This is a genomic window from Streptomyces sp. bgisy027 (assembly GCF_057710365.1).
In genome coordinates this window covers 18,387-40,222 of record NZ_JBYIVZ010000032.1, presented here as the reverse complement: position 1 = coordinate 40,222, position 21,836 = coordinate 18,387, and the positions used below count along the sequence as shown (strand labels likewise).

Sequence of the window (21,836 nt, the reverse complement as noted above, 5' to 3'; positions counted from 1 at the left end):
GATCAAGTGATGAGGAGGCAGGCGTCCCAGGAGGACCGGGGTGGTGCGGCGGTGCTGGGCGCCAGGAGGGCCAGGGCTATGCCGGCGGCGCCGTCGAGGAGGCCGGGGCCGCCTTCCTCGTTCTGCATGAGCGCCGTGGCCATGAGTTCGGGGTCGGTGCCTGGTGGGATGACCGCAGCCAGGAGGGCCGGGATCGCGGCTCGGAGTTTCCCCGCGGTCGAGGGGTGGGCGTCGTCGGCCGTACGCGCGGCGGTGTGGGCGAGGCCGGCGAACCCGTGGCAGAGGCCGTTGTCCGTGGTGGCCTTCAGCTGGTCGGGGTCGGTGAGGGCGGCCACGAGGGCGTTCTCCGCGTCGATCTGGCGGCGGGTGTCGTCGAGAGCGAGTGCCGCGAGTTGCTGGGCGCGGGCGAGGCCAGCGGTGCCGTAGCACCAGGAGGGCCGCCTGGGGGCTGACGAGCCGAGGTGTCCGTTGCGCAGCTCGCCGTGGGTGACCCAGTACGGCCAGACCGGTCCGCCGTCGGCCTTCTGCTTCCAGCGGTCCAGCCAGGCCAGGATGGTGCGCAGTGCTGCTTGGTGCCCGTCGGTGGCGGTGCTGTACCGAGCGGCGAGGGCGAGGAGCGCGAGCACGCCGCTGATGCCGTGGGCCATACCGGTGTTGGCGTGTCCACCAGGGAATCGGTCGTCCGGGTTGCCCGAGGGGCCGGTCTCCGTCCACCAGCCCGGCAGGGTCTCACCGTGGTGAGTGATCGGTTCGGTGAGGCGCATGCAGTAGTCGAGAACGGCTCGGGTCGTGGTGCTGTCGGGGTTTCGACGCAGTAGGTAGGCGCCGTAGCCGGTGAGGCCCCGGATGGTGTCGAACTCGGCGAGTTGCGGTAGGCGTCCGGCATCGATGCGGCGGTGTGCGGCGTCGAGACGGCGTCCGACGTCGGCTGCGATCTTTCCGTCCATCACGTCGAGGGCGCGCTGGTAGGAGTCGGGAAGGTGATCGGCCGCACAGGTCAGGGCGTGGGCGAAGGCGGGCACTCCGTAGAACGGGTGGCTGTCCGGGCCGCTGGTGAGCGGTTGCCGGGAGGCGGCTGCTAGCCACTCGTGGGCGCGGTGCCACGGGCCGAGGCCGTTCGCGGCCAGCTCGATGTACAGGAGAGCGATTCCGGGCGGGCCGTAGGCAAGGTGCTGCCGGTCCGCGGACAGCGTCTTGGAGCCGAGGGGCACGGTGTCGGGACTGGCGAGCCGGGTGGCGATGGCCTCGACCAGGCCGAGCGCGGGGTGAGCGGTCACGAAGTCCTCCCCCTGGTGCGGGCGGTCCAGGCCAGGGCGGCGGCACGAGCCAGGTAGAGGCACACCTCTTCCTCCGGGAAGTTCACAGCGACGTGGCGCACGAAGTGGACGTGCAGCAGGGAGGTCAGGACGTCGTCGACGGCGATGCCCTGGGTGTCCGGGCCGGGCAGGTGCGGCCGGTACGCGGCGAGCGCCCTATCGCGGTCGGCCCATCCGGACACGATGGCGTCCCCGCCCGGGACACTGCGCAGAGCCGCCCAGTCGTCACACGGGTCGGCGAGCCGTACGGCCTCGGCGAATTGCGGGCGCGGAACGGGCATAGGGGCTGTTGGCGGGATGTGGTCGATCAGCCACTGCATTCCGGCCTTAGTGCTTCCGAGGAACGCGGAGGTGATGGCGACGGTATGGGCCGCCACCAGCGTGCGCAGTCCGGGGCGCTGTGGCTGCATGAGCTGAGCCAGGACAGCCCGCGAGTCCGCCCGGAACACATTCTCGGCCGCCTCCCATGCGGTGCCGGAGCCCCAGCGGCCCATCTCACGGTAGGAGGTGGGATAGCGCAGATCGGCCAGCAGGCCGATGCTTCGTAGCTCGTCGGCCCAAGCGCTCACCGTTCGGGCCGTGTCGGCGAAGCCTTCCGGGTCGGGAAGGGCGATGCGTACGCGGAGGTGCTGGTCCGGGTCGCGGAAGCGGATGAACCACCACGGCGGGTTGCCGAGTTGTTCGAGGAGGCCGGGCAAGTGCCGAGAGAGCAAGACGTCTTGGCGGCGGGGGTCGCCGTACAGGGCGGCCAGAAGAACCGAGGAAGCGGCGGGCGTCTGCATCTGGGCCGCAGACAGGGCACGGGCCCGGCTGGGGGTGGGCAGTGGCGGCCACGTCGGCGGTCGGGTGGCCTTGAGCGGAACTACGACCTCGTGGGCTCGCCCGCCGCACCAGCCGTACGCTTCCGGTTCCGGGGCCTCGACCAGCACGGCCAGACGCGTGCGGTCGAGGTGCTGACGCAGGAGCGTCCGGTGGCCGGCCTCGTCGAGGTCGAGGAAGAGACGTCGGTCGTCCTCAACGAGATGGACATGGCGCGGCAGCCTCCGCCGGGCACGCCAGTCGGCGAGCGCAGCATCCCACTCGTCCCGAGGGCGGAAGTGGCCGGGCAGTTCGGGCGCTTCCAGCCGCCAGCGTGCCGGGGCCAGCACGATGCGGCCGTACCGCAGACGTGGAAGGAACGGCATGGCCGCTGCGGCGCCCCAGTCGAAGACGGTGACCTGCGCGCACTGGGCGCGGGACAGTTCGGTGAGGAACCGCACGAGTGGCGGGGTGTGGGTGTGGAGGTTCAGGGCGTGCATCCCGATGGCCTCGACGCGGTGGCCTCGCTCGGGGACGGCGAGGTAGATGCGGCGGCCGTCGCATCCCACGGCCAAGTCCTCCGGGGTGAGGACGGTGTCCTGCGGAGCGCGGTGCTCCTGAAGGCTGATCACGTTGGGTAGGACCTGTGGGGAGCGAGTGACATGGGCACTCGCGGGGAGCAGGGGCGGGAAAGAGAGCTGCGCGGGCATGGTGTTGCCGTCTGCGGCCGGGAGGCCGGCAAGCTCGGCGGCCAGGGCCTTCCGCTCGGCGGGGGCCAGCACGCTGAGGAACCGGCCCGCGGAGACGCCGGCGCCTCGGGACACGCTCATGACCTCCAGCCGGAACCGCCCGCGCTGCAACTCCTCCAGGCTGGCTGCATGCACCCGCACCCCGATCTCCAAGTGCGGCGGCAGCCGAGGCTCGTCGGGACTTACGTCCAGGGCCTCAATCGGTTCGTCCGTGAGGATCACTTCCTCACGGCCGTCGAGCGCGGCGGCCTGAGCCAGCCGTACGAGGGCGTCATCCCGAGCGGAGACGCGGGGCCTGCGTGCGCCGGCCGGAGCGCCTGGGTAGCCGTCGGGATAGCCGGTGCCGCTGTCCGCCACGACCTCCGCGAGCGGCACCATCGTGCCGATGCCGTACCGCTCGTAGAACCGCTGGTGGTACTCGTTCCAGGCAGTGGTCCCGTACGGGCGGCTGCTCAAGCGGGTCAGGATGAGAGCGGCGCGCTCGATCTCGCGTGCGACCGCTTCCGGCAGAACGATCTGCGCGTCCAAGCGGAGGTCGAGCGCGACGGGGTGGCGGCGCAGGCCGGGGACGAGGTCTCGCATCTGCGCCGCCACGGTGTCCCGGCCGCCGTGCGTGGCGTAATCCTCCAGGCCCGCCCGAGCCGCGTGGAGTTCGCGTACGGTCTCCGCGACCGGAGCGAGGCTTCGGGCGTCGATCGCGTCGAGTTGGCCCAGTAAATACCCGAGGGCATCGGTCTCGGTGCTCGGAGCGTGCAAGCTCGTGATCAGCACCCGCCGCCGGATCAACTCCACAAGCAGTTGACGCGCCTTCTCGGGACCGGCCTCGGGGAACTCCGCTTGGAGTTTGTCCGCGAGGGTGCCGAACCGGATCGGCGCACGGATCGCGGCAAGGACCGCGCGCACCGGTTCGGTCAGGACCAGGGACGCCTCGACCGCGCGAGTCCGGTCGTCCTGGACGTCGGGCTGGAACGGCACGATGAGCCGGTCTCCCCGGGACGTCACGGTGTTGTTGACGACGACGGGCAGCCGTTCGAGGAGGTCCGGGCAGGACTCCAACCGTTCGACCAGAGCCGCCAGCCACTCTGCCCCCGCACGGCCGACAGCCACGTGCTCCTCGCCCCAGTCGGCCCGCGCCTGCGGGCCGAACTCTGCGGTGGCCACGCCGGCGAACAGACCGAAGGGTGTCGCCCGGTGCTGGGCCCGCAGCAGGTAACGGACCACGGACAGCGCCGCACGCTGCACATCCCGGAGGGCGGGATGCTCGGCCGTACACAGGGCCCCTACTTGCGCGGCCAGGACCGGGCTGGAGTGCTGGAGTGCCTCGGCGACGTTCTTGTCCGCCCAGACCGCGCGTAGCCACGCCACACGGGCAGACGAACCACTGGGCGAGCGGTCGTCGAGGTCAGGGCATGGAGGAAACGGCAGCGAGGGTCGGACCACGGCGCGGACGAGAGCAGTGGAACCGGTGCGGAACGCTGCGGGCGAAGCAGCCACCAAGTACCTCCGTAGGTGAGTGGGCGGGCGGCTGATGCCGCCGCGCGGAGACGCGGCGGCACCAGACCGGGGTGACCTGGGGTCCGGGTCAGGCGACGTTGGTGGTGCAGGCGCCGCAGGTGGACCCGCAGTTGTCGTCGGTCAGGTTGACCAGGCCCGCCGGGTCGGCGATCTCGACGAGGGAGACGTCCAGGTCGAAACCGTCCGATGCCCCCGGGATCTGCGGGCGTACTTCGGTACGGCTGGGAACTACGGTGCTGCGCGTCATGCTTCAACTCCTCGTAATCGTTGTGGTGTTGCTGGGCTGGAGCGCCCACCAGGTGCCGCCACGGGAGCGTTGCCAGACGGCTGCTCCCCGGACGGCTCCTGGCCGCCCGGCACGAGGGGACGTGCTCCGCGTGGGAAGTCCTCGCGGGGTGCCTGCCTCACGCCGGGAAGTCGTGTGCCGGGAGTCCGATCAAGCGGATGTCGGCCGCCGCTCCATGAAGTAGGCGAGCGCCTGGGCCTTGAGGCGGTCGAGGCACGGCTCGCACGCGTAGAAGGGGGCGTGCTGCCCGTCCCACTGCACCGGGCCGAGCCAGATCACCAGGACTCCGGTACGTCCGCAGCCGAGCCAGCAATCACCGGTGGTCCACGGCCACTCCATGGAAGGACTTCCCCTTTCTCAGCTGGTCGGGATGGTCGATCTGGCGGCCTGGCAGTGGGGAGCGCAGGCCCAGAGCTGGAACAGCAGGTCCCGGTGGCGTATCTCGCCCAGCCGTCGACCGCTCGCTCCCAGCAGCCGGGCGCAGAGGGCGCAGTCCGTGGCCATCTGCTGCCGGGGCCGGAGTCGAGCGAGACCCGGAAGGGGCAAGGGTGCCGTGGCCGGGCTGCTCACTTGCCGCCCTCGGTACGCAGTTCCGCCCAGACCTCTTTGCCCCAGGGGCGTCTGCCCGAGCCTTGCAGGTCGTAGCCCCAGCGGTCGGCGACAGCATCGACGAGGAGCAGCCCACGCCCCGACTCGTCGTCGTCAGCCGCCTGGCTGAGTATGGGCAGACGCGCTGGTTCCCGGTCCACGACGCCGACACGCAGTCGTGTCGCGCTCGGCCGCCCAACCGTGAGGCGGATCTCGGGACACGGAGTGTGCCTGGAGGCGTTCGCGATCAGCTCCGTGACGATCAGCGCGGCACGGTCGGCGAGGCCGTCGAGATGCCACACACCGAGGACGTCTCGGACGAGTTCGCGGCCGAGCTCGGCCGTGGACGGCTCGCACGGGAAGGTCTGGCTGTACGTGGGGTGGCCGACGGAGAGGGCCTCAACTGGTGTTCTCAGACTCGTCATTGGGGTGGAGCCTTCGTGTCGTCTCGGCGCCCGGCCCGCCCCCGCGGGGGAACCTCAGGGGCGGGCCGGGCCGTCAACAGCCGCCCGCACGGTGGGGCGCGGCGGGCGACCAGCACCCAGACAACTCCCTTTCTCACCAAGCTGGTTAGGGCGTTCAGGCATTCAGCCGACGGACCCGCCTAGGGCGTTTTGACCTGCCCTTTACCTGGTGGGGAGGGATCGCGCGGACTACCGTGCCCGCATGGACACCACCCGCAACACCGTTCTTGAGGCGTGGATGACCGAACACGGCTACAGCTCCAACAGCCTCGCCGAGGCCGTGAACAGCGCCATTGAACGGTTGACCGGGCGCCCTGGAGGACTCGACGGCTCATCGGTCCGGGCATGGAAAGCGGGCCGGGTCACGTGGCCAAAGTCAGCCGCCCGCAAGGCACTTGAGGACGTCACCGGACTACCCGCCGTCGCTTTAGGGTTCGTGCCACGGAGCCGGCCTTCGTCCACCCCGGCCCCACCGCAGCAGGAGGACCCCGACATGAAGCGCCGCACCCTCGTCGGCAGCATCGCGGCGGCTGCCGCAGCAGCAGCCGCACCCGGCACCACATCGCCGCGCCGTATCGGCATGAGCGACGTCAACCGCCTCAACAGGCGCTTCGCCGAGATCATCGCCAGCGACCACCGCCACGGCGGACAACTCGGCATCGAGCAACGGGCGGCCGCCCTCGCCGACGAGGCACTCAACCTCCAGAACGCCGGCAGCGCCACCCAGCGCGTACGCAGCAACCTCTACGCCTCCGCAGCCGCCTTCCGCTCCTCCGCGATGTGGGCCGCTATCGACGGCCGGCGCTACGACGTCGCCAAGGCGCACATGCGCGAGGCCCAGGCTCTCGCCGAGATGTCCGGCGACCAGGCGATCAAGTTCCGCATCTGGAGCCACGCGGGCACCATGTACCGCCACATGGGCCGCCCCGCCGACGCGTTCGCCGCCAACGACGTCGCCCGCAACCTGCACCTCACCCGCCGCGACCCCCTGTTCGCCTCCCTCGGCCTGGCCCGCCAGGGCGCCATCCACGGCACGGCACAGGACCGCACCGGCACCCGCCGGGCCTTCGAGCAGGCCCAGGACGCCATGCTGCGCGCCGACCCCGCCGGCTACCGGCCGGTGTGGATGCTCGCCTTCTACGACCAGGCCGAACTGGACTCCCTGGCACTCTCCGCGCACTTGGCGCTCGGCGACTACTCGACCGCCGAATACCACGCCCACCGCTGCCTGTCCGCCCTCCGACCCCACATGATCCGCTCCCGGGCCATCACCACCACCCGGCTCGCCCACGCCCAGCTCGCCCAGGGCGCCCCCGACGCAGCCACTGCCACCGCGATGAAGGTCTCCGCCGAAGCCGCCACCCAGCATGCCCGGGTCACGCGCATGTTGCAGGAGTTCGGGGCCGCACTGCGTGCCACCGCGCTGGGTAGCTCCACGGTGCAGACCTGGACCGAGCACACCGCTGCCTGGAGGATGGCTGCATGACCACGGCGCCCGCCATCGAACTGCGCACGTTCACCACCCTCGACACCGCCCGCGGCGACCTCCTCGACGTATACGCCGACGTGCGCGCCCCACTCCTCCACCTGCCGAACTACGCGGTCACTGCGTTCGGTGAACGCCTGGACCGACACGGCACCGAGCCGGGGTTCACGGCCGTCCTCGCGTACGCGGATGGGCACCCGGTCGGCTACGCCTACGGCAATACCATCGAGCACGGCGACCGCTACTGGCAGCGAGTCAGCCCGACGCCGGCGGAGAAGTACACCGAGCGTCCGGCCGTGGCCCTGAAGGAGATCGGCGTCCGACTGACCTGGCGCAAGACCGGCACCGCCCGCCGCATCCACGACGCCCTTCTCGCCACACGCGACGAGCCGTACGTCACGCTCATGGTCAACCAGGCCGCCGGCGACGGAAAGGTCCACGCCCTCTACAAATCGTGGGGCTACGAGGACATCGGGCAGAGTCAGCCATCACCAGCTTCGCCAGTCCTCGCCGTGATGATCCGTGTCATTCGCTGATCGGCGCTTACGACCCCGCCGTCATCGAATGACACGACTGCTCTGTCATATCCAAAGCCCTGACCAGTGCCAGCCGCACGCATAGCGTCGCGACTCATGGAAGGCTGAGCCACGCCCCGTTCAGCGTGACCTCGGGGCCCGCAGTCGTGGCCAGTGACCCGGCCCGCGGATGATCAGACAGGGGCGGGGCCGTGGAAACGTTCGACGTGGGCAGGCTGACGGACTTCGACTTCGAGGCCGTGTGCAAGGACCTTTTCGAGCTGGAATTCGGCGTTCGGCTGGAAATCTTCACCTCCGGGCCGGACGGAGGCGTCGATCTGCGGCATATGCAGGGAGACGATCCCGCCCTCATCGTGCAGTGCAAGCACTTCCACCGGTCCGGCCGCGCCAAGCTGCTGGCCCACATGCGGAAGGCCGAGGCACCCAAGCTCGCCTATCTCAAGCCAGGGCGCTATGTCCTTGCCACATCGGTCGAGCTCAGCCGTGCCGCCAAGGACAAGCTCTACGACATGCTGCAGCCGTCCGTCAGGTCACCGGGCGACATCTACGGCAAAGATGACATCGATGCGCTTCTCCGCAAGCACGATCAGGTGGTCAGGCGGCATCTGCGACTCTGGCTGACGAGCGCTTCGGTACTCAACTCCCTCATGTCCAAGAATATCGTTACGCGTTCCCACGCCCTCGCCGATGCAGTCAAGGCCACACTGCGCACGTATGCCGACAGCGGCAGCTTCGGGGAAGCGTTGCGGCTTCTTGACGATCGGCACGTGTGCGTGGTCGCCGGGGCCCCGGGAGTAGGTAAGACCACGCTCAGCCATGTGCTGTGCGCCCACTACGTGAGTCACGGGTACGAAATCATAGAGATCTCCGAAGACGCGGAGGAAGCAAATGCGCTATGGGACCCTGACGTCCCTCAACTTTTCTACTATGACGATTTTCTGGGGCAGACCGCGATCGACGAAAAGCTGGGAAAGAACGAGGACGGTCGCCTCATATCCCTGATGCAACGGGCGACAAACTCCCCCAACAAGAGGTTTTTGCTCACCACGCGGGAGTACATTCTTGCGCAGGCCAGACAGAGATACGAGCGCCTCGACAGGCACCGTTTCGATGTCCAGACGTGCGTGCTTGATGTGGCCGATTACACGTACAAGGCAAGGGCGTCAATCCTCTACAACCACGTCTCCGCCTCCAGCCTTTCAGTCCGCACGAAGTCGATATTCGCATCTCCAGATACGTACACACCCATTATCCAGCATGATAATTTCAATCCGCGCGTTATCGCCGCGACGCTGTCCGAGGCTGTAGCGTTTGGGACCGCCGGGAAGCAAATAGCGAACGAAATGGTTGAGAACCTGAATGACCCCGGCCGCGTTTGGGGTCACATCGTCAACCACCAAATAAGCGAATCCGACACTCTCCTACTTAAAACGCAACTATCCTTCTTGTCCGGTATCCGGATGGATACCCTCGAAAGCGTCTGGGCTTCGTCGGGGGGTGCGCTCCGAGACCTACACAAGGCACTAAAGGTGCTGGACGGGACGATGCTCAGGAGTGTGCGTCGCGGAGAAGTGGTGTTCGTGTCCTTCCATAATCCGTCGGTGCGTGACTACATGCGCGATTTCATCTCTTCCGATCACTCTGAGATGAAGGACTTCGTCGGTCGCATCCGGCACTTCGAGCAGGTCGATTCGCTATGGTCCATGCTCTCCTCCCGTAACGCGGAGCAGGTGCTGCAAGCCTTGATGCGCTGCATGCCGGAGTTGGAGCGGAGTGCGGAGCTTGCCTTCGGGGCGGAGACCGTCGTGGTGGAAGGACACTACTCCGCGCATGACATCGCCTATCGGGCCCTCCTCTACCTGAAGCTGGGAACCGCCGTGGCGTCCGAGCGTGTGCATGATATTGGGTGGCGGAGCATCAGCGAGGCCAGCGTGATCAGCGAAGCATGGGATCCGCAGACGGTACAGGACATTCTCAGCTTTCTCGGCGATTCGAAGAGGCAGGATCTCAGAGAATTCGTCCCGCGAGCAGTCGACCAGGCAGCTGAATGGATCATGGAGCTCGATCTTCCGGATTGGCGATCCTTGAGCGACGCCCTGGATTTCGCCTCACTGCTGACGGATTTTGAAAAAGGCGAAGAGGCGCATGAGTATGTCGCAGGCCGCATGGACGATTACGCCGAATGGGCTCTGGAGAGCTGGATAGAACACGGTGATGGGTCCAGATATGACCTGACCGAGATGGAGGCCATATTTCGTTATTACGAATCCGGGGATGGGGACCTGTATCAGCTTGACGAGGAGATGTTCGCCGAAGTCCGCGCTCTCGTGGAGGCTTCGGCATCGTCCCTCAGTGCCCCGAGGACCCCGAGGCGCCCCGCGCCCTCCCGTTTGACCGGGCCGACGGCGGCCGAGAGGGAGAGCGTGGCCCGCATGATGGCCACGCTCAGTCCCGACGGCACCTGAGGCGGCCCCTCGGGCTCGTCTGGAACGACCTCACGGCGGAGAAGATCGTCCAAATACCCGTTTTGAGTGCGAGGTTCGGCTCTGGTTGACTGAACACACCAACGCCGACTGTGTCATGTGAGCGGGGCAAGAAGTGGAACGTGCTGAAACTGAAGATCACGATGTAAATCTCGTTGACAGCGCGTCGCGTGATCAGCCTCCTGCATCGGGCCTCGCCCCATACCAGCATGACTCTGCCGTCGTACCAGCCCTGGCTCAACTAGCCGACGTGGCCTGCGAAGGAGCCGAGGGCTTCCATGAGGTGAGTATCAACGTACAGAAGATCGCTGCAAAGTTGACGCCGTCTCTCGATCCTGCGGCGGTGCGCGAACTGGCGACGACCTTCATGTATCACCTTATGGTGACACCACTCGGATCAGCTCAGCCTGGTGCATCCCTCGTTCCACTAGACGGACCCGCCTTTCCTAGAGCACTGAATGATTCCGATGATGAAGTTCGTGCCCTGTGGCGCGAGCTAACAGGTGCCGTTGCGCATCCTGTGGCGCGGGCTCGCTGCGCTGATATTGTCTTCGCTCTCCGCCTTGCTAATCGTCGTGATGCGGCCGAGCAGGCTGCTCGCGGTTATCTCGACTTGGTCGGTGGAAGCCTTCGGATGACCGAGCAAAGTCATGCTTTGCTCCGCGCATGGACGCTGGCTCGTTCGGTAAAGCTCGTGCCGCTAGCTCAGCAAGTGGCCTCCGTCATGTTCGATACGGCACAAGACGCACTGACGCGCCAAGACGACCCCTATGTGTTTGTGTACCTGCTGGATGCGCTTACAGCGCCACATCGGAAAAAGAACGCACAGCCAGTGGATCCGAGAGTGGATAATCTGCTCGATCGGGCGTTGTTGACGTACACCGATACGCATATTGTCGCTCGTGTTGCTGCCTTGGTGCGCAGAAGAGCCGTCGGTGACGACCCTCGTATTCGGAAAGCTAGTGAGGCTGAGGTGATGGCTTATCTGAACGACGCCGACCGAGCGACCGATGCGATTGTTGTCAGAACCCACCTCAACAATGCGGCCTCCAGGGCACGCCAGCTAAACGTGCCTGAGTTGGAGAAGATTGCGGTCTCCCGCCTGCAGTCGGCACCGGCCGTGGAATGGAAGACGATAGAGTCTGAAATCAAGATTCCGAATGCTCTGTTTCGCAGTTATTTGCGTCCGTTCGAGCGTGCAGACACATGGCTCGCCGCCCTAGGGTACTGGTTTCATACTGATTCGCCGAGCGGCACATTTGCGGTAAATGAACGCACGGCGCGCGATGTTTTCAATCAGTCTGTGTTTAGCCGACTGGCGACCACTGTCATGTTCGGCGAAAATGATCTGCCGAAGCGCGTTCTTGGTGGCGAGGATGACGCCCTCCAGCGGGAGATCATTCGTGTTGAGACCATGAACATCCACTTGCACGGGATTGTTCTGGCAGATGCTCTGGATCTCATCAAGACGCGCTTTGGTATTCCGTCATTCGAAGATCTAAACGTGTCACTGGTTGAGTCGGGAGCTCATCCCGGCTTGGCGCGTTCCCTGGCAAAGGCTTTCGTTCTCTACTGGGTTGGCGAGTTTGAAGCTAGTGCTCATTTGGCAGTTCCCAAGGTTGAAGCGGCAGCTCGCGCACTTCTACTGGAGCTCAATGAGCCAATGTATCGGACGGCAGTCGGCGACAAGAGCGGTCAATTTCCTGGATTGGGAGTCCTTCTCGAACCCCTGACAGAGAACGGCTTTGATCCCGACTGGAGTCGGTTCCTCGCAACCTTCCTGCTTGGGGAGGGGATGAACGTTCGCAACCTCATGGCTCACGGCTTCATGAATGAAGTGGGTCGTGAGACGGCAGCTCTTGGGCTGCGAGCCTACGCACTATTGGCCTTGATTACCTCTGATGAATCGGTCGATCGTGACGATGCGACTGTACGAGCAGCCCTGGCAAATCCCCACGGCGCTCCCTCGCGATCGTGGGGGCGGCGGACCGTGAACGCGATGCGGGCTGCGCGTATCGAGTTCCGCAGGTAGCTGAACGAAAGGACCTCCGCTGTGTTCAGCCGGTCGGGAACGAGTTCCACCAGCGCGGCCACCGGGTGGTCACCAATCAACGGTAAATTTTTGACGCGGCGGAACTCCCACTGCGGGTTCGGCTGGGACGCGCCGTGGCCGCGGACGATCCACTCGTCCCTCTCCGGCCCCGCACCCGGTGCCGAACAGCGTCCACCTCCACCATGAACGCCCACCCGGTGATGTCCCGCGACAGCCGCACGCCGTTCCCCTCGCGCCAACCGGTCATCAACGGGTTCAACAATGGCACGACCCTGGTCTGACCCGCTTGCTCCCCGGGCCGGCGGTGAGCATCTTGAGTGCGGCAGCGTGCTCGCCCAATAGGCGGCGTTCACCTGCCCGTCCGGCTCATTCTCAGCGCGCGGGTCCGTGAACTCCGAGAAGCCGCGGCTCGGCGGCAATGGCCGCGTCGACAGATGCGTGAGCGATGCGTGAGCTGACGGAGCCGCACAGGTCACGACGGAGAAGACCGGGGCCTGATCCACGTCTGCTCTGACCAGGTGGTTCCGGACACCCAAGAACCGTCCGGAACCACCCAACAAGCTTTGGCCAGGACTTTTAATCCATTGGTTGTGGGTTCGAGTCCCACAGGGCCTACCGGTTGTTGGTAGGGGTTGGTCCCCTCCCACCTGCTGTGCGGCGCCCGGGTCGGCTTCGGTCGGCTCGGGCGCTGACTTGTTTTCAGAAAGCCTGGACCGCCCCTACGCCGGGTCGACGGCCCGGTGCCGTCGGCCGTCGAGGTCGGGCTGGATCTCCATGGTGAAGGCCGCGTCCTGGTAGGTGCCCTCCCAAGCGCGCCAGACGTGTATGTGGACGGGCCTCGCCTCGCCGGAGCGGTGGATGTTCCACTCGGCCCTCAGGTCCCGGGCGACCAGGGCCGCGGCGTACTCGGCGTCGTGGTCCGGGCTGTCGGTGGTGATCCGTCCGCGCCACTGGTCGGGATGGATGCCGTAGGTGCGGCACCCGCCGGATCCGTACGGCACGTCGACCCGGTACACCCACTGCGTCGCGCCGTTCGTGGTCCCGGTCCGTGCGAGAAGCGGCCGGTGCTGATCGAGAACGGTGCCGTTGTGCGGATGACCGGCGGCCTCGGGGACGATCAGGTGCCGGGCGACGACCTCCCCTGCCAACTGCCCGTAGAGCTCCATGATCCGGAGGTCCTGATCGGACGGCCGGCCGGGCTGCGACATGTGCGTCGAGATCATCCCCAGCAGCCGTCCGGCGTGATCGACCAGCGGCGTGGACTGGACCGAGCGGACACCGGAGGCGCGGAAGGTCCTCTGGTGGAGGGTGAGGCCCCGGTCGTCGCGGACGTCGGCCGTGACTGCCTGGGTGCGTTGCCGGGCAGCCCGTCCGCAGACGGAGCGGTCGTCGTGGACCACCGCGAAGTGGTCGAGGAACTCCTCGCCGAAGCCGGACTGGGTGACCAGGACCAGCGAGTCGTCGCGAGGATCCACGAACTGGATGTTTCCGAACTCGGCGTCCAGCAGTGCCATGGCGGCTTCGGCGACCCGCGGCAGCACGGCGGCCAGCTCGGGGATGTCCCGCAGTTCCTCGGCCGCGTCCTGGAGCTTCTTGAGGGCGGCCGGTTCATCCAGGCTCAGGGCGACCCACGCGGCGAGCTGATCGGCTCTGTGCGCGGCCGCCACCTTGCGCGCCGGCCGGGCCGGCAGCGCAGACGTGTAGGACGCCGTCACATGCTCCAGCGACCCGATGAGGTTGTGGGAATGGTCCATGCGCACCACACCTCAATCCCGTACTTTTGCGACGATTCTATGCCCCTGCCGTATCCCCTGGCAGGGGCTACGTCGGCGCCGTCCCGGCTTCTCACGTTTTCTGTTGCGCCTATCCGTGAGGTGTGGCTACTGTCCTCTCACGGATACATTCACTCTCAACCGTGAGGTCTGACTGTCGATGGTTGCTGATCGCAGTGCCAGTGAGCAGGTTCCCGTCCGTGTGTTCGGTGGTCCGACCGCCCTTCTCGAGTACGGCGGGTTGCGGGTTCTCACCGATCCCACGTTCGACGCCCCCGGTGACTACCCGCTGGGCGGTGACCGGGCCCTGACCAAGACGGCGCCCTCGGCCGGGTCGGTCGCCGAACTCGGTCGTATCGACGTGGTGTTGTTGTCGCACGACGAGCACCCGGACAACCTCGACGTTTCCGGGCGGGCGCTGCTGGCCGACGTGCCGCTCACGCTGACCACGCCGAGCGGGGCGAAGCGGCTCGGCGGGGCCGCCCGGGGGCTCGCGGACTGGGAGTCGGCGGAGGTGGAGCGGCCCGGTGGGGGTGTCGTCACCGTGACCGGGGTGCCCGCACTGCACGGGCCGGGGGAACGGGCGGAGCTCGAAGCGGTCGTCGGGCAGGTCGTCGGGTTCGTGCTGACCGGCGACGGGCTGCCCACCGTCTACGTCAGCGGGGACAACGCGCAGCTCGGACCGGTCAGGGAGGTCGCCGAGCGGTTCGGGCCGGTGGATCTCGCCGTGCTGTTCGCCGGCGCCGCCCGCACCGCCGTCCTCGACCGGCAGTTGCTCACCCTCGACAGCGCACGGGCCGCCGAGGCCGCCCGGATCCTGGGGGCGCGGCGGATAGTCCCGGTCCACTTCGACAGCTGGGCCCACTTCACCGAAGGACGGGGGGAGCTGGAGGCCGCCTTCGCGGCCGCTGGGCTGATCGAGCGCGTGCAGTGGGGGTGAGGGGCGAAGGGCCGCCCGGCCCGGCAAGGGCCGACAGGGTCGCGGCGAGGGCCGACAGGGTCGCCCGGCCCGGCGAGGGCCGACAGGGTCGCCCGGCCCGGCGAGGGCCGACAGGGTCGCCCGGCTCCGCGAGGGCCGACGGGCCGCTCAGCCTGCGCTGAGCTTCGACAGGTCGCCCAGCGGCAGGGTGTGCTGGGTCTGGAGCACCTTCGCGCGCAGGTAGCGGACGTTGTCCGGGGTGGCGAAGACGCCGGTGGGCACGCGGCCCTGGACCTCTACGCCCAGGGCGCGCAGCTGCTCCGCCTTGTCGGGGTTGTTGGAGAGCAGGTCCAGCTCGCCGATGCCGAGGGCGGTGAGCATCTGGGCGGCGGCCGTGTAGTCGCGGGCGTCCTCCGGGAGGCCGAGGGCGGCGTTCGCGGCGTAGGTGTCGAGGCCCTCGTCCTGGAGGGCGTACGCGTCGAGCTTGTTGTAGAGCCCGATGCCGCGGCCCTCCTGGCGCAGGTACAGCAGCACGCCGCCGCGCTCCGCGATCCGCTCGACGGCCTCGCGCAGCTGGGGGCCGCAGTCGCAGCGCGCCGAGCCGAAGACGTCGCCGGTCAGGCACTCGGAGTGCAGGCGGACCAGCGGGGTGGTGCCGGGGGCCGGGGCGCCGAGGACGACGGCCACGTGCTCCAGGCCGTCGGCCAGGCCGTGGAAGGTGACGAGTTCGGCGTCGGCGCGGTAGCCGTCCTGGAAGCGCAGCGGGACCCGGACGCGGGCGCGCTGGGTGGCGGCGGTGAAGTCGGGCATGCGGGTTCTCCGGGTTCCGTACATGGATGTCTGCTTCAGATTTGAAGCAGGCCCTCGATCCAGGACCCTACCCCTTGCTTTAAATTTGAATCAACAGGATTGCGTCGGAAATGTCGTCCTGGTCACGAACAGGACTTGGCCGAGCGCCGCCGCCAGGGCACGTCGTCCCCGGTGGTGTTCGCCGCGTCGCCCTGGAAGCCCTCGGTGACCGTCGTGAAGATCTCCTCCAGCTGCCCGACCTGCTCCGGGTTCAGCCGGTCGAAGAGCGCCGACCGCACGGTCTCGACATGACCCGGTGCGGCGCCCGCCAGGACCGTCATGCCCTCGTCGGTGAGCGCCGCGATGCTGCCCCGCTTGTCCCAGCGGCAGTTCTCGCGCCGCACCAGGCCGTCCTTCTCCAGTCGGGTGACGGCGTACGTCAGCCGGCTGCGGGTGATCTTCAGCCGTTCCGCGAGATCGGTCATCCGAAGTCGCCGTTCCGGGGACTCGGACAGGGTGGACAGGATGGAGTAGTACATGTGCGGCATGCCGGCCTCCTGCTGGAGCTGCCGGTCCAGCGCGTCCTCCACCAGGTGCACGGCACCGATGTACGCGCGCCAGGCGCGCTGCTCCTCGGGGGTGAGCCAGCGAGTCGTCATGCCACCAGTGTAGGTTTGTTTCAAACTTGAACCAAGATCGCAGTCTGCCGAGCCGGAGAGCGCGCCGATGCCGTCGTACCCCTACGTCCTGCTGTCCGCCGCCGTCTCCCTGGACGGCTACCTCGACGACACCACCCCCGAGCGCCTGCTGCTGTCCAGCCCGGCCGACTTCGACCGGGTCGACGAGGTCCGCGCGTCCGTGGACGCCATCCTGATCGGCGCCGGCACGATCCGGGCGGACAACCCGCGGCTGCTGGTGAACTCGGCCGAGCGGCGGGCCGCGCGGGTGGCGGCGGGCAGGCCGGAGTACCCGCTGAAGGTCACGGTCAGCGCGTCCGGCGAGCTGGACCCGGCGGCGAACTTCTGGCACACCGGCGGCGACAAGATCGTCTACACGACGGAGAAGGGCGCGGAGCGGCTGCGCCGGGAGCCGGTCGCGGCGGACGTCGTCGCGCTGGGGCCGGAGCTGGACTGGCGGTCCCTGCTGGCCCATCTGCGCGAGGCGCGCGGCGTCGAGCGGCTGATGGTCGAGGGCGGCGGCACCGTCCACACGCAGCTGATGACACAGGGGCTGGCGGACGAGTTGCAGCTGGTGCTGGCGCCGCTGTTCGTGGGCGACCCCGAGGCGCCGCGGCTGTTCGGGCCGGGCGGCTACCAGGGCGGCCGGCTGCGGCTGCTGGAGTCGCGCCGTATCGAGGACGTCGTACTGATGCGCTACGCGCCGACGGCACCCGGCACCGGCACCCTCCCCTCCGCCGCGGACCGGCACTGGCTGGCGCTGGCATGCGAGCTGGCGGAGCGGTGCCCGCCGTCGGAGACGGCCTTCAGCGTCGGCGCGGTGGTCGTCGCGGCCGACGGGAGCGAACTTGCGCGCGGGCACTCCCGGGAGGGCGGTGATCCGCATGTGCACGCGGAGGAGGCGGCACTGGCGAAGATCGCGGCCGGGGATCCCAGGCTCGCGTCCGCCACCGTGTACAGCAGCCTGGAGCCGTGCACCCGCCGCTCGTCCCGGCCCGTGCCCTGCGCGCGGCTGATCCTCCGGGCGGGGGTCCGCCGGGTGGTGACGGCCTGGCGGGAGCCGGACACCTTCGTGGCGGGCGCCGACGGGAGCGGGATGCTGGCGGCGCAGGGCGTGGAAGTGCTGGTGCTGCCGGAGTACGAGGAGCGCGCCAAGGCGCCCAACGCCCACCTGCTGCCCTGACCGCCCCGGTGTGACGCGGCCCGCACCGCTGACCGAGACGTACTGGTCAGAACGGCCCCCGGGAAAAGCCGTGTGCTTCGGGCCCCGCGGATGGCGTACTATGGATTCACCGACGCGGGGTGGAGCAGCTCGGTAGCTCGCTGGGCTCATAACCCAGAGGTCGCAGGTTCAAATCCTGTCCCCGCTACTGAAGGCTCAGGGCCGGAACTGATTCAGTTCCGGCCCTGAGTGTTTTCCCGTACTCCCGTACTCCCGTTGCCGCGGGGCTCGGTGTGCTTTCGGATCGCCGTCACCGGGGGTGATCGGACGACCGCCCTCCGCATAACAACTGACACGCCGTCAGTATCGATGTGGCATCTGAGGTTTGGCCAACTCGCCCGATTTAGGCCGCTCGTGACCCGTAAGTCCGGGCGAAAATCGTTAATGATCAAGAGGAACAGCTTGGAATCCGCACCTCGCGTCTATTAACGTTCGATAACGCAGCGCGGTCGTCCCAGCCGTCACAAGAGGCGGCTCCGTGCGCACGCGCCGAGTCCCGCAAGGGAGCCGGGGAACCACCACCCTGGGGTGAATCGCGCGAATATCGCCGGGAAGTCACGGTTGATATACGCGCGTAGGAGACCTTCCTGCTCCGAACCCGTCAGCTAACCCGGTAGGCGAGAAGGAAGGAAAGGAGTACGCCCACGTGGCGTCCAACCGGCCTGCTCCGCAAGCCCCGTTCGTGCCGAGTCAACGCGACACCGACACCTTCGGCTACGACCGTTACCGCACCGACGAGGGCCCGTTCGAGGAGTGGAACCCCACCGCGGAGTCCATTCGCCCCGTTCGTGGCAGGCACCGCGTCTCCAAGCAGCGTGGCGGGGGACTCGCCCGCAGCTCCACGGTTCTCGGCGTCGGCGTCATAGCCGCCGTCGGCGCGGGCGGCATGGCCAGCGCGAACAGCGGCAAGCCGCCGGTCGCCATCACCATGCCCGACCTGCCGCTGATCTCCGACGACTCGTCCGAGCCCGCCGAGGACACGGCCACCGCGCTCAGCACGATGGGCGAGACCACCGAGCAGACCGCGCAGGGCACCTCGGACGCCGGTGAGGCGCTGCGCAGCCGGATCATCGCCCAGGCCGAGCTCCAGCAGGACCAGATCGACAGCAAGGCCGCCGCCGCTGCCGTCGCCGCCGCCGAGAAGGAGGCCAAGGAAGCGGCCGCCAAGGCGGAGAAGGAAGCCGAGGCCAAGGCCGCCGCCGCGAAGGCCGCCGCCGAGGAGGAGGCCCGCAAGAAGGCCGAGGCCGAGCGCCTCGCCGAGTTGGCCAAGCAGTACACGCTGCCGACCTCCTCGTACACGATCACCTCGACGTTCGGTCAGGCCGGCGCCTACTGGTCCTCCGGGTACCACACGGGCCTCGACTTCGCCGCCCCCACCGGGACGCTGATCAAGGCGATCCACTCCGGCACGGTCACCTTCGCCGGCTGGGACGGCTCCTACGGCTACAAGACCGAGATCACCCTCGACGACGGCACCGAGCTCTGGTTCGCGCACCAGTCCTCGATCAGCGTCAGCGTCGGCCAGAAGGTGAACACGGGCGACGTCATCGGCCGCGTCGGCGCCACGGGCAACGTCACCGGCGCCCACCTGCACCTCGAGGTGCACCCCGGCGGCAGCACCAGCGGCATCGACCCGATGGCCTGGCTCCAGGGCAAGGGCCTCAACCCCTGACCCACCCCGAGACGGGTATCCACTTCTGATCCCCGGCGGTCCTGGCGACGACCCCCCGACGCGAGGACCGCCGGTTTCGGCATGCCCCAGGGCCTGTCAACGCCCCCTGAGCCGCGGCCCGGTCACGTCCGGTACGGGTTGTAGGCGGGGTATGGCGACGGGCCGTACCCCGGCCCGTCGACCTGGCCGTAGGACTGCCAGTGGACCGGCACCGGTGCCATGTGCGGGTGGCCGTACCCGTGCTGGTGCCCCCGCCAGGACTGCTCGGCGGCCGCGTGCTCCAGGGCCGGGCGGGCGAACTCCCGGCGGTGCCACAGCGCGTGCAGCAACTCCTGTTCCCGTACGACGAAGTCGGCGCCGGCCCGGCCGCGGCGGCCCCGGTGCCGTAGGAACGCCAGCGAGGTGGCGTAGGCCTCGTACTGCGCCACGGTCCGTGCCGCCGTCCGTCCGCCGTGCCGGCGCGCGTACTGCCGGGCCACCCGCCGTTCCCGCATCGAGCCCAGCGCGAACGGTTCGCCCGGTGAGAGCCAGCCGGCGACGACATAGGCGGGCAGCTCCTCGCGCACGGTCCGCAGCTCGCGCTGGCGGGTCCAGATCACCAGCCAGGTCAGCAGCCCGAACGCGGGCACCATGAGCGTCGCGTACACGGCGAAGAAGCCGTACTCGCCGAAGGCCGAGGAGCCGTTCCACAGGGCGTGCATGCCCATGGCGAGCAGCAGGCCGAGGAACGGGAGCAGGACGCGGCGCACCTGCTGGCGCTCGCCCGACCGCGCGGCGATGCCGAAGCCGATGCCGGTCAGGACGGTGAAGAGCGGGTGCGCGAAGGGCGACATGATGACGCGGACGAAGAAGGTCGCCGCCGTGACGGAGGCGATGCCGCTGTCGCCGGTGAGCTGGTCGGTACCGAAGGCGGTGCCGAGGTAGAGGATGTTCTCGGTGAAGGCGAAGCCGGTGGCGGTGACCCCGGCTATCACCACGCCGTCGACGATGCCGGTGAAGTCCCGGCGGCGGAACAGGAAGACCAGCAGCACGGCCGCGGCCTTCGCCAGTTCCTCCACGACGGGCGCTATGACGGTGGCGCCCAGGGTGTCCGCGTGCGACGGGTCGGCCGTCGCGGTCGCTATCCATCTGGTCGCGAAGCTGTTGGCGACGATCGCTATCAACGCCGCCGCGCAGGCACCCCAGGCGAAGGAGAACAGCAGATTGCGCCAGGGGCCCGGCTCGACCCGGTCCAGCCAGCGGAAGGACGCCACCAGCAGCGGCACGGGCAGCACGGCGAGCCCGAGTCCGACCAGGAACCCCTCGGTGCCGGTCTGCTCACGCACCAGCGCGAGGATCACCAGCCCGGAGAGCGCGAGGAGGGTGCTGAGCGCGCCGTAGCGCACCCACCGCTTCTGCCACCAGTGCGCGTGCCGCAGTGCGCCGCCGGTGGGACCGGTGGGGTGCGTCGGGTACGGGGGACAGGTGGCCACGGCATTGACCCTAACGAGGCAGGGGCGCCGCCCGCAGCAGCGCGAGGGGGCTCGGGCGCCGGTGAGGGGTTGCTGTCGGTGCTGGTGTCGATGTCCTCGGGGGACGGTCGTCGGTGCTGGTCTTCCCGCTGCTCCTACCGCTGTACGCGGCGGAAGAGCAGGTCGTTCACCACATGACCCTTGTCCAGTCCCTGGCCCTCGAAACGGGTCAGCGGCCGGAACTCGGGACGGGGCGCGAAACCGCCGTCGGGGACGGTGTTCTCGAAGTCGGGATGAGCGCTCAGCACTTCGAGCATCTGTTCGGCGTACGGCTCCCAGTCGGTGGCGCAGTGCAGCAGCGCGCCGGGTCGCAGCCGGGTCGCGGCGAGGTGGAGGAACTCGGGCTGGATGAGCCGCCGCTTGTGGTGCCGCTTCTTGGGCCAGGGGTCCGGGAAGTAGACGCGCAGCCCGTCGAGGGCGTCCGGCTCCAGCATCTCCCGCAGCAGGATGATGGCGTCGCCGTTGCCCACGCGGACGTTGCCGAGCCCGTGGTGGTCGGCGAGGTTGAGGAGGTTGCCCTGCCCCGGGGTGTGGACGTCGACGGCGAGGATGTTGGTGCCGGGGTCGTCGGCGGCCATCTGCGCGGTGGCCTCGCCCATGCCGAAGCCGATCTCCAGGACGACGGGGTTGTCGTTCCCGAACAGTTCGGCGAGGTCGACGACGCGCTGCCCGTCGATGTCCAGGCCCCATTTGGGCCACAGCCGCTGCAACGCGTCGGCCTGCCCCGCGGTCACCCGGCTCCGGCGCGGCTGGAAACTCCGGATCCGCCGCTCGAAGTGCGACCCGGCCGGATCGGCCTTGGGCCCGTCCGGGAACCGTGGCTCACCCTTGGCACGGGTGTGCCGGACGGAGACCCCGGGGACATGACGCATGCCCTCTTCACCGGTCCCGGCCTGAGCCGGGGTGGTGGCGGGCTGGGGGGCGGAGGCGTTGAGGGAGTCAGACACAGTGGGGTCGATTTTACGGGGAGCGGGACGGGGGAGACCCACGCCCGCTCCCC

17 protein-coding genes, 1 tRNA gene and 1 riboswitch are annotated in these 21,836 nt (G+C 68.4%); of the genes, 8 read left to right on the top strand and 10 right to left on the bottom strand.

Features of this window, described 5'->3' with window-relative positions; translation table 11 throughout:
* Positions 1-2: 2 nt before the first annotated feature.
* The 5 genes from AC3ETA_RS29335 to AC3ETA_RS29315 all read right to left on the bottom strand — a co-directional run bounded on the left by AC3ETA_RS29335 (position 3) and on the right by AC3ETA_RS29315 (position 5,677).
* Positions 3-1,277, bottom strand: a complete 1,275-nt coding sequence (locus AC3ETA_RS29335; RefSeq protein ID WP_432195907.1) for a lanthionine synthetase C family protein — start codon at positions 1,275-1,277, stop codon at positions 3-5.
* Positions 1,274-4,228 (bottom strand): lantibiotic dehydratase, encoded by a 2,955-nt coding sequence (locus AC3ETA_RS29330; protein WP_432195906.1) that lies wholly within the window; start codon positions 4,226-4,228, stop codon positions 1,274-1,276. Before AC3ETA_RS29330 ends, AC3ETA_RS29335 begins: the two co-directional genes overlap by 4 nt.
* Positions 4,229-4,445: 217 nt before the next feature.
* Positions 4,446-4,625 (bottom strand): FxLD family lanthipeptide, encoded by a 180-nt coding sequence (locus tag AC3ETA_RS29325; protein ID WP_016825826.1) that lies wholly within the window; start codon positions 4,623-4,625, stop codon positions 4,446-4,448.
* A gap of 189 nt (positions 4,626-4,814) precedes the next feature.
* Positions 4,815-5,003 carry a hypothetical protein gene (locus tag AC3ETA_RS29320; protein ID WP_432195905.1) on the bottom strand — a complete coding sequence of 63 codons (189 nt, stop codon included), beginning with the start codon at positions 5,001-5,003 and terminating at the stop codon, positions 4,815-4,817.
* Between the two features lie 227 nt (positions 5,004-5,230).
* Positions 5,231-5,677, bottom strand: a complete 447-nt coding sequence (locus AC3ETA_RS29315; protein WP_432195904.1) for an ATP-binding protein — start codon at positions 5,675-5,677, stop codon at positions 5,231-5,233.
* Between the two features lie 241 nt (positions 5,678-5,918).
* Here AC3ETA_RS29315 and AC3ETA_RS29310 point away from each other — a divergent pair, with 241 nt between their 5' ends.
* From AC3ETA_RS29310 to AC3ETA_RS29295, 4 genes are all read left to right on the top strand, one after another.
* Positions 5,919-7,202, top strand: a complete 1,284-nt coding sequence (locus AC3ETA_RS29310; protein WP_432195903.1) for an NsdA family TPR-like regulatory protein — start codon at positions 5,919-5,921, stop codon at positions 7,200-7,202.
* Positions 7,199-7,738, top strand: coding sequence for a GNAT family N-acetyltransferase (locus tag AC3ETA_RS29305; RefSeq protein ID WP_432195902.1), 540 nt, complete (start codon positions 7,199-7,201; stop codon positions 7,736-7,738). The genes AC3ETA_RS29310 and AC3ETA_RS29305 overlap by 4 nt, the downstream gene beginning before the upstream one ends.
* A 191-nt stretch (positions 7,739-7,929) precedes the next feature.
* On the top strand, positions 7,930-10,203 hold the full coding sequence (locus tag AC3ETA_RS29300; RefSeq protein WP_432195901.1) for an nSTAND3 domain-containing NTPase: 2,274 nt from the start codon (positions 7,930-7,932) through the stop codon (positions 10,201-10,203).
* A 133-nt stretch (positions 10,204-10,336) separates the two neighbouring features.
* Positions 10,337-12,253, top strand: a complete 1,917-nt coding sequence (locus AC3ETA_RS29295; RefSeq protein ID WP_432195900.1) for a hypothetical protein — start codon at positions 10,337-10,339, stop codon at positions 12,251-12,253.
* A 740-nt stretch (positions 12,254-12,993) separates the two neighbouring features.
* Here AC3ETA_RS29295 and AC3ETA_RS29290 read toward each other — a convergent pair.
* Positions 12,994-14,028, bottom strand: a complete 1,035-nt coding sequence (locus AC3ETA_RS29290; RefSeq protein WP_432195899.1) for a GAF domain-containing protein — start codon at positions 14,026-14,028, stop codon at positions 12,994-12,996.
* A 178-nt stretch (positions 14,029-14,206) separates the two neighbouring features.
* Here AC3ETA_RS29290 and AC3ETA_RS29285 point away from each other — a divergent pair, with 178 nt between their 5' ends.
* A complete protein-coding gene (locus tag AC3ETA_RS29285; protein WP_432195898.1) occupies positions 14,207-14,986 on the top strand; it encodes an MBL fold metallo-hydrolase in 780 nt (259 codons plus the stop codon).
* 147 nt (positions 14,987-15,133) lie between these two features.
* On the opposite strand, the gene AC3ETA_RS29280 is transcribed toward AC3ETA_RS29285, so the two are convergent.
* Together AC3ETA_RS29280 and AC3ETA_RS29275 are read right to left on the bottom strand one after the other, a co-directional pair.
* Entirely contained in the window at positions 15,134-15,775 is a 642-nt protein-coding gene (locus AC3ETA_RS29280; protein WP_432195897.1) for a GTP cyclohydrolase II, read from the bottom strand.
* A gap of 122 nt (positions 15,776-15,897) precedes the next feature.
* On the bottom strand, positions 15,898-16,413 hold the full coding sequence (locus AC3ETA_RS29275; RefSeq protein WP_432195896.1) for a MarR family winged helix-turn-helix transcriptional regulator: 516 nt from the start codon (positions 16,411-16,413) through the stop codon (positions 15,898-15,900).
* 67 nt (positions 16,414-16,480) lie between these two features.
* Here AC3ETA_RS29275 and AC3ETA_RS29270 point away from each other — a divergent pair, with 67 nt between their 5' ends.
* From AC3ETA_RS29270 to AC3ETA_RS29260, 3 genes are all read left to right on the top strand, one after another.
* Complete coding sequence (locus AC3ETA_RS29270; protein ID WP_432195895.1) at positions 16,481-17,614, top strand: dihydrofolate reductase family protein; 1,134 nt, start codon at positions 16,481-16,483, stop codon at positions 17,612-17,614.
* 113 nt (positions 17,615-17,727) lie between these two features.
* Positions 17,728-17,801: transfer RNA gene (locus tag AC3ETA_RS29265), tRNA-Met, on the top strand.
* Positions 17,802-18,130: 329 nt separating this feature from the next.
* Positions 18,131-18,288: riboswitch (cyclic di-AMP (ydaO/yuaA leader) on the top strand.
* An 11-nt stretch (positions 18,289-18,299) separates the two neighbouring features.
* The gene (locus AC3ETA_RS29260) at positions 18,300-19,325 is read left to right on the top strand and encodes a M23 family metallopeptidase (protein WP_432195894.1); all 1,026 of its coding nucleotides are present in this window, start codon (positions 18,300-18,302) and stop codon (positions 19,323-19,325) included.
* 122 nt (positions 19,326-19,447) lie between these two features.
* Here the strand turns inward: AC3ETA_RS29260 and AC3ETA_RS29255 are convergent, their stop codons facing one another.
* Both AC3ETA_RS29255 and trmB read right to left on the bottom strand, forming a co-directional pair.
* Positions 19,448-20,797 carry a PrsW family intramembrane metalloprotease gene (locus tag AC3ETA_RS29255; protein ID WP_432195893.1) on the bottom strand — a complete coding sequence of 450 codons (1,350 nt, stop codon included), beginning with the start codon at positions 20,795-20,797 and terminating at the stop codon, positions 19,448-19,450.
* A gap of 134 nt (positions 20,798-20,931) precedes the next feature.
* On the bottom strand, positions 20,932-21,783 hold the full coding sequence (trmB, locus tag AC3ETA_RS29250) for a tRNA (guanosine(46)-N7)-methyltransferase TrmB (protein WP_432195892.1): 852 nt from the start codon (positions 21,781-21,783) through the stop codon (positions 20,932-20,934).
* Between the last annotated feature and the right edge of the window lie 53 nt (positions 21,784-21,836).

Excerpts from the sequence above, each read along its gene's own strand:
- AC3ETA_RS29325 (WP_016825826.1), bottom strand. The coding sequence starts at position 4,625 with ATGACGCGCAGCACCGTAGTTCCCAGCCGTACCGAAGTACGCCCGCAG.
- AC3ETA_RS29320 (WP_432195905.1), bottom strand. The coding sequence starts at position 5,003 with ATGGAGTGGCCGTGGACCACCGGTGATTGCTGGCTCGGCTGCGGACGT.
- AC3ETA_RS29315 (WP_432195904.1), bottom strand. The coding sequence starts at position 5,677 with ATGACGAGTCTGAGAACACCAGTTGAGGCCCTCTCCGTCGGCCACCCC.
- AC3ETA_RS29310 (WP_432195903.1), top strand. The coding sequence starts at position 5,919 with ATGGACACCACCCGCAACACCGTTCTTGAGGCGTGGATGACCGAACAC.
- AC3ETA_RS29305 (WP_432195902.1), top strand. The coding sequence starts at position 7,199 with ATGACCACGGCGCCCGCCATCGAACTGCGCACGTTCACCACCCTCGAC.
- AC3ETA_RS29290 (WP_432195899.1), bottom strand. The coding sequence starts at position 14,028 with ATGGACCATTCCCACAACCTCATCGGGTCGCTGGAGCATGTGACGGCG.
- AC3ETA_RS29285 (WP_432195898.1), top strand. The coding sequence starts at position 14,207 with ATGGTTGCTGATCGCAGTGCCAGTGAGCAGGTTCCCGTCCGTGTGTTC.
- AC3ETA_RS29280 (WP_432195897.1), bottom strand. The coding sequence starts at position 15,775 with ATGCCCGACTTCACCGCCGCCACCCAGCGCGCCCGCGTCCGGGTCCCG.
- AC3ETA_RS29275 (WP_432195896.1), bottom strand. The coding sequence starts at position 16,413 with ATGACGACTCGCTGGCTCACCCCCGAGGAGCAGCGCGCCTGGCGCGCG.
- AC3ETA_RS29270 (WP_432195895.1), top strand. The coding sequence starts at position 16,481 with ATGCCGTCGTACCCCTACGTCCTGCTGTCCGCCGCCGTCTCCCTGGAC.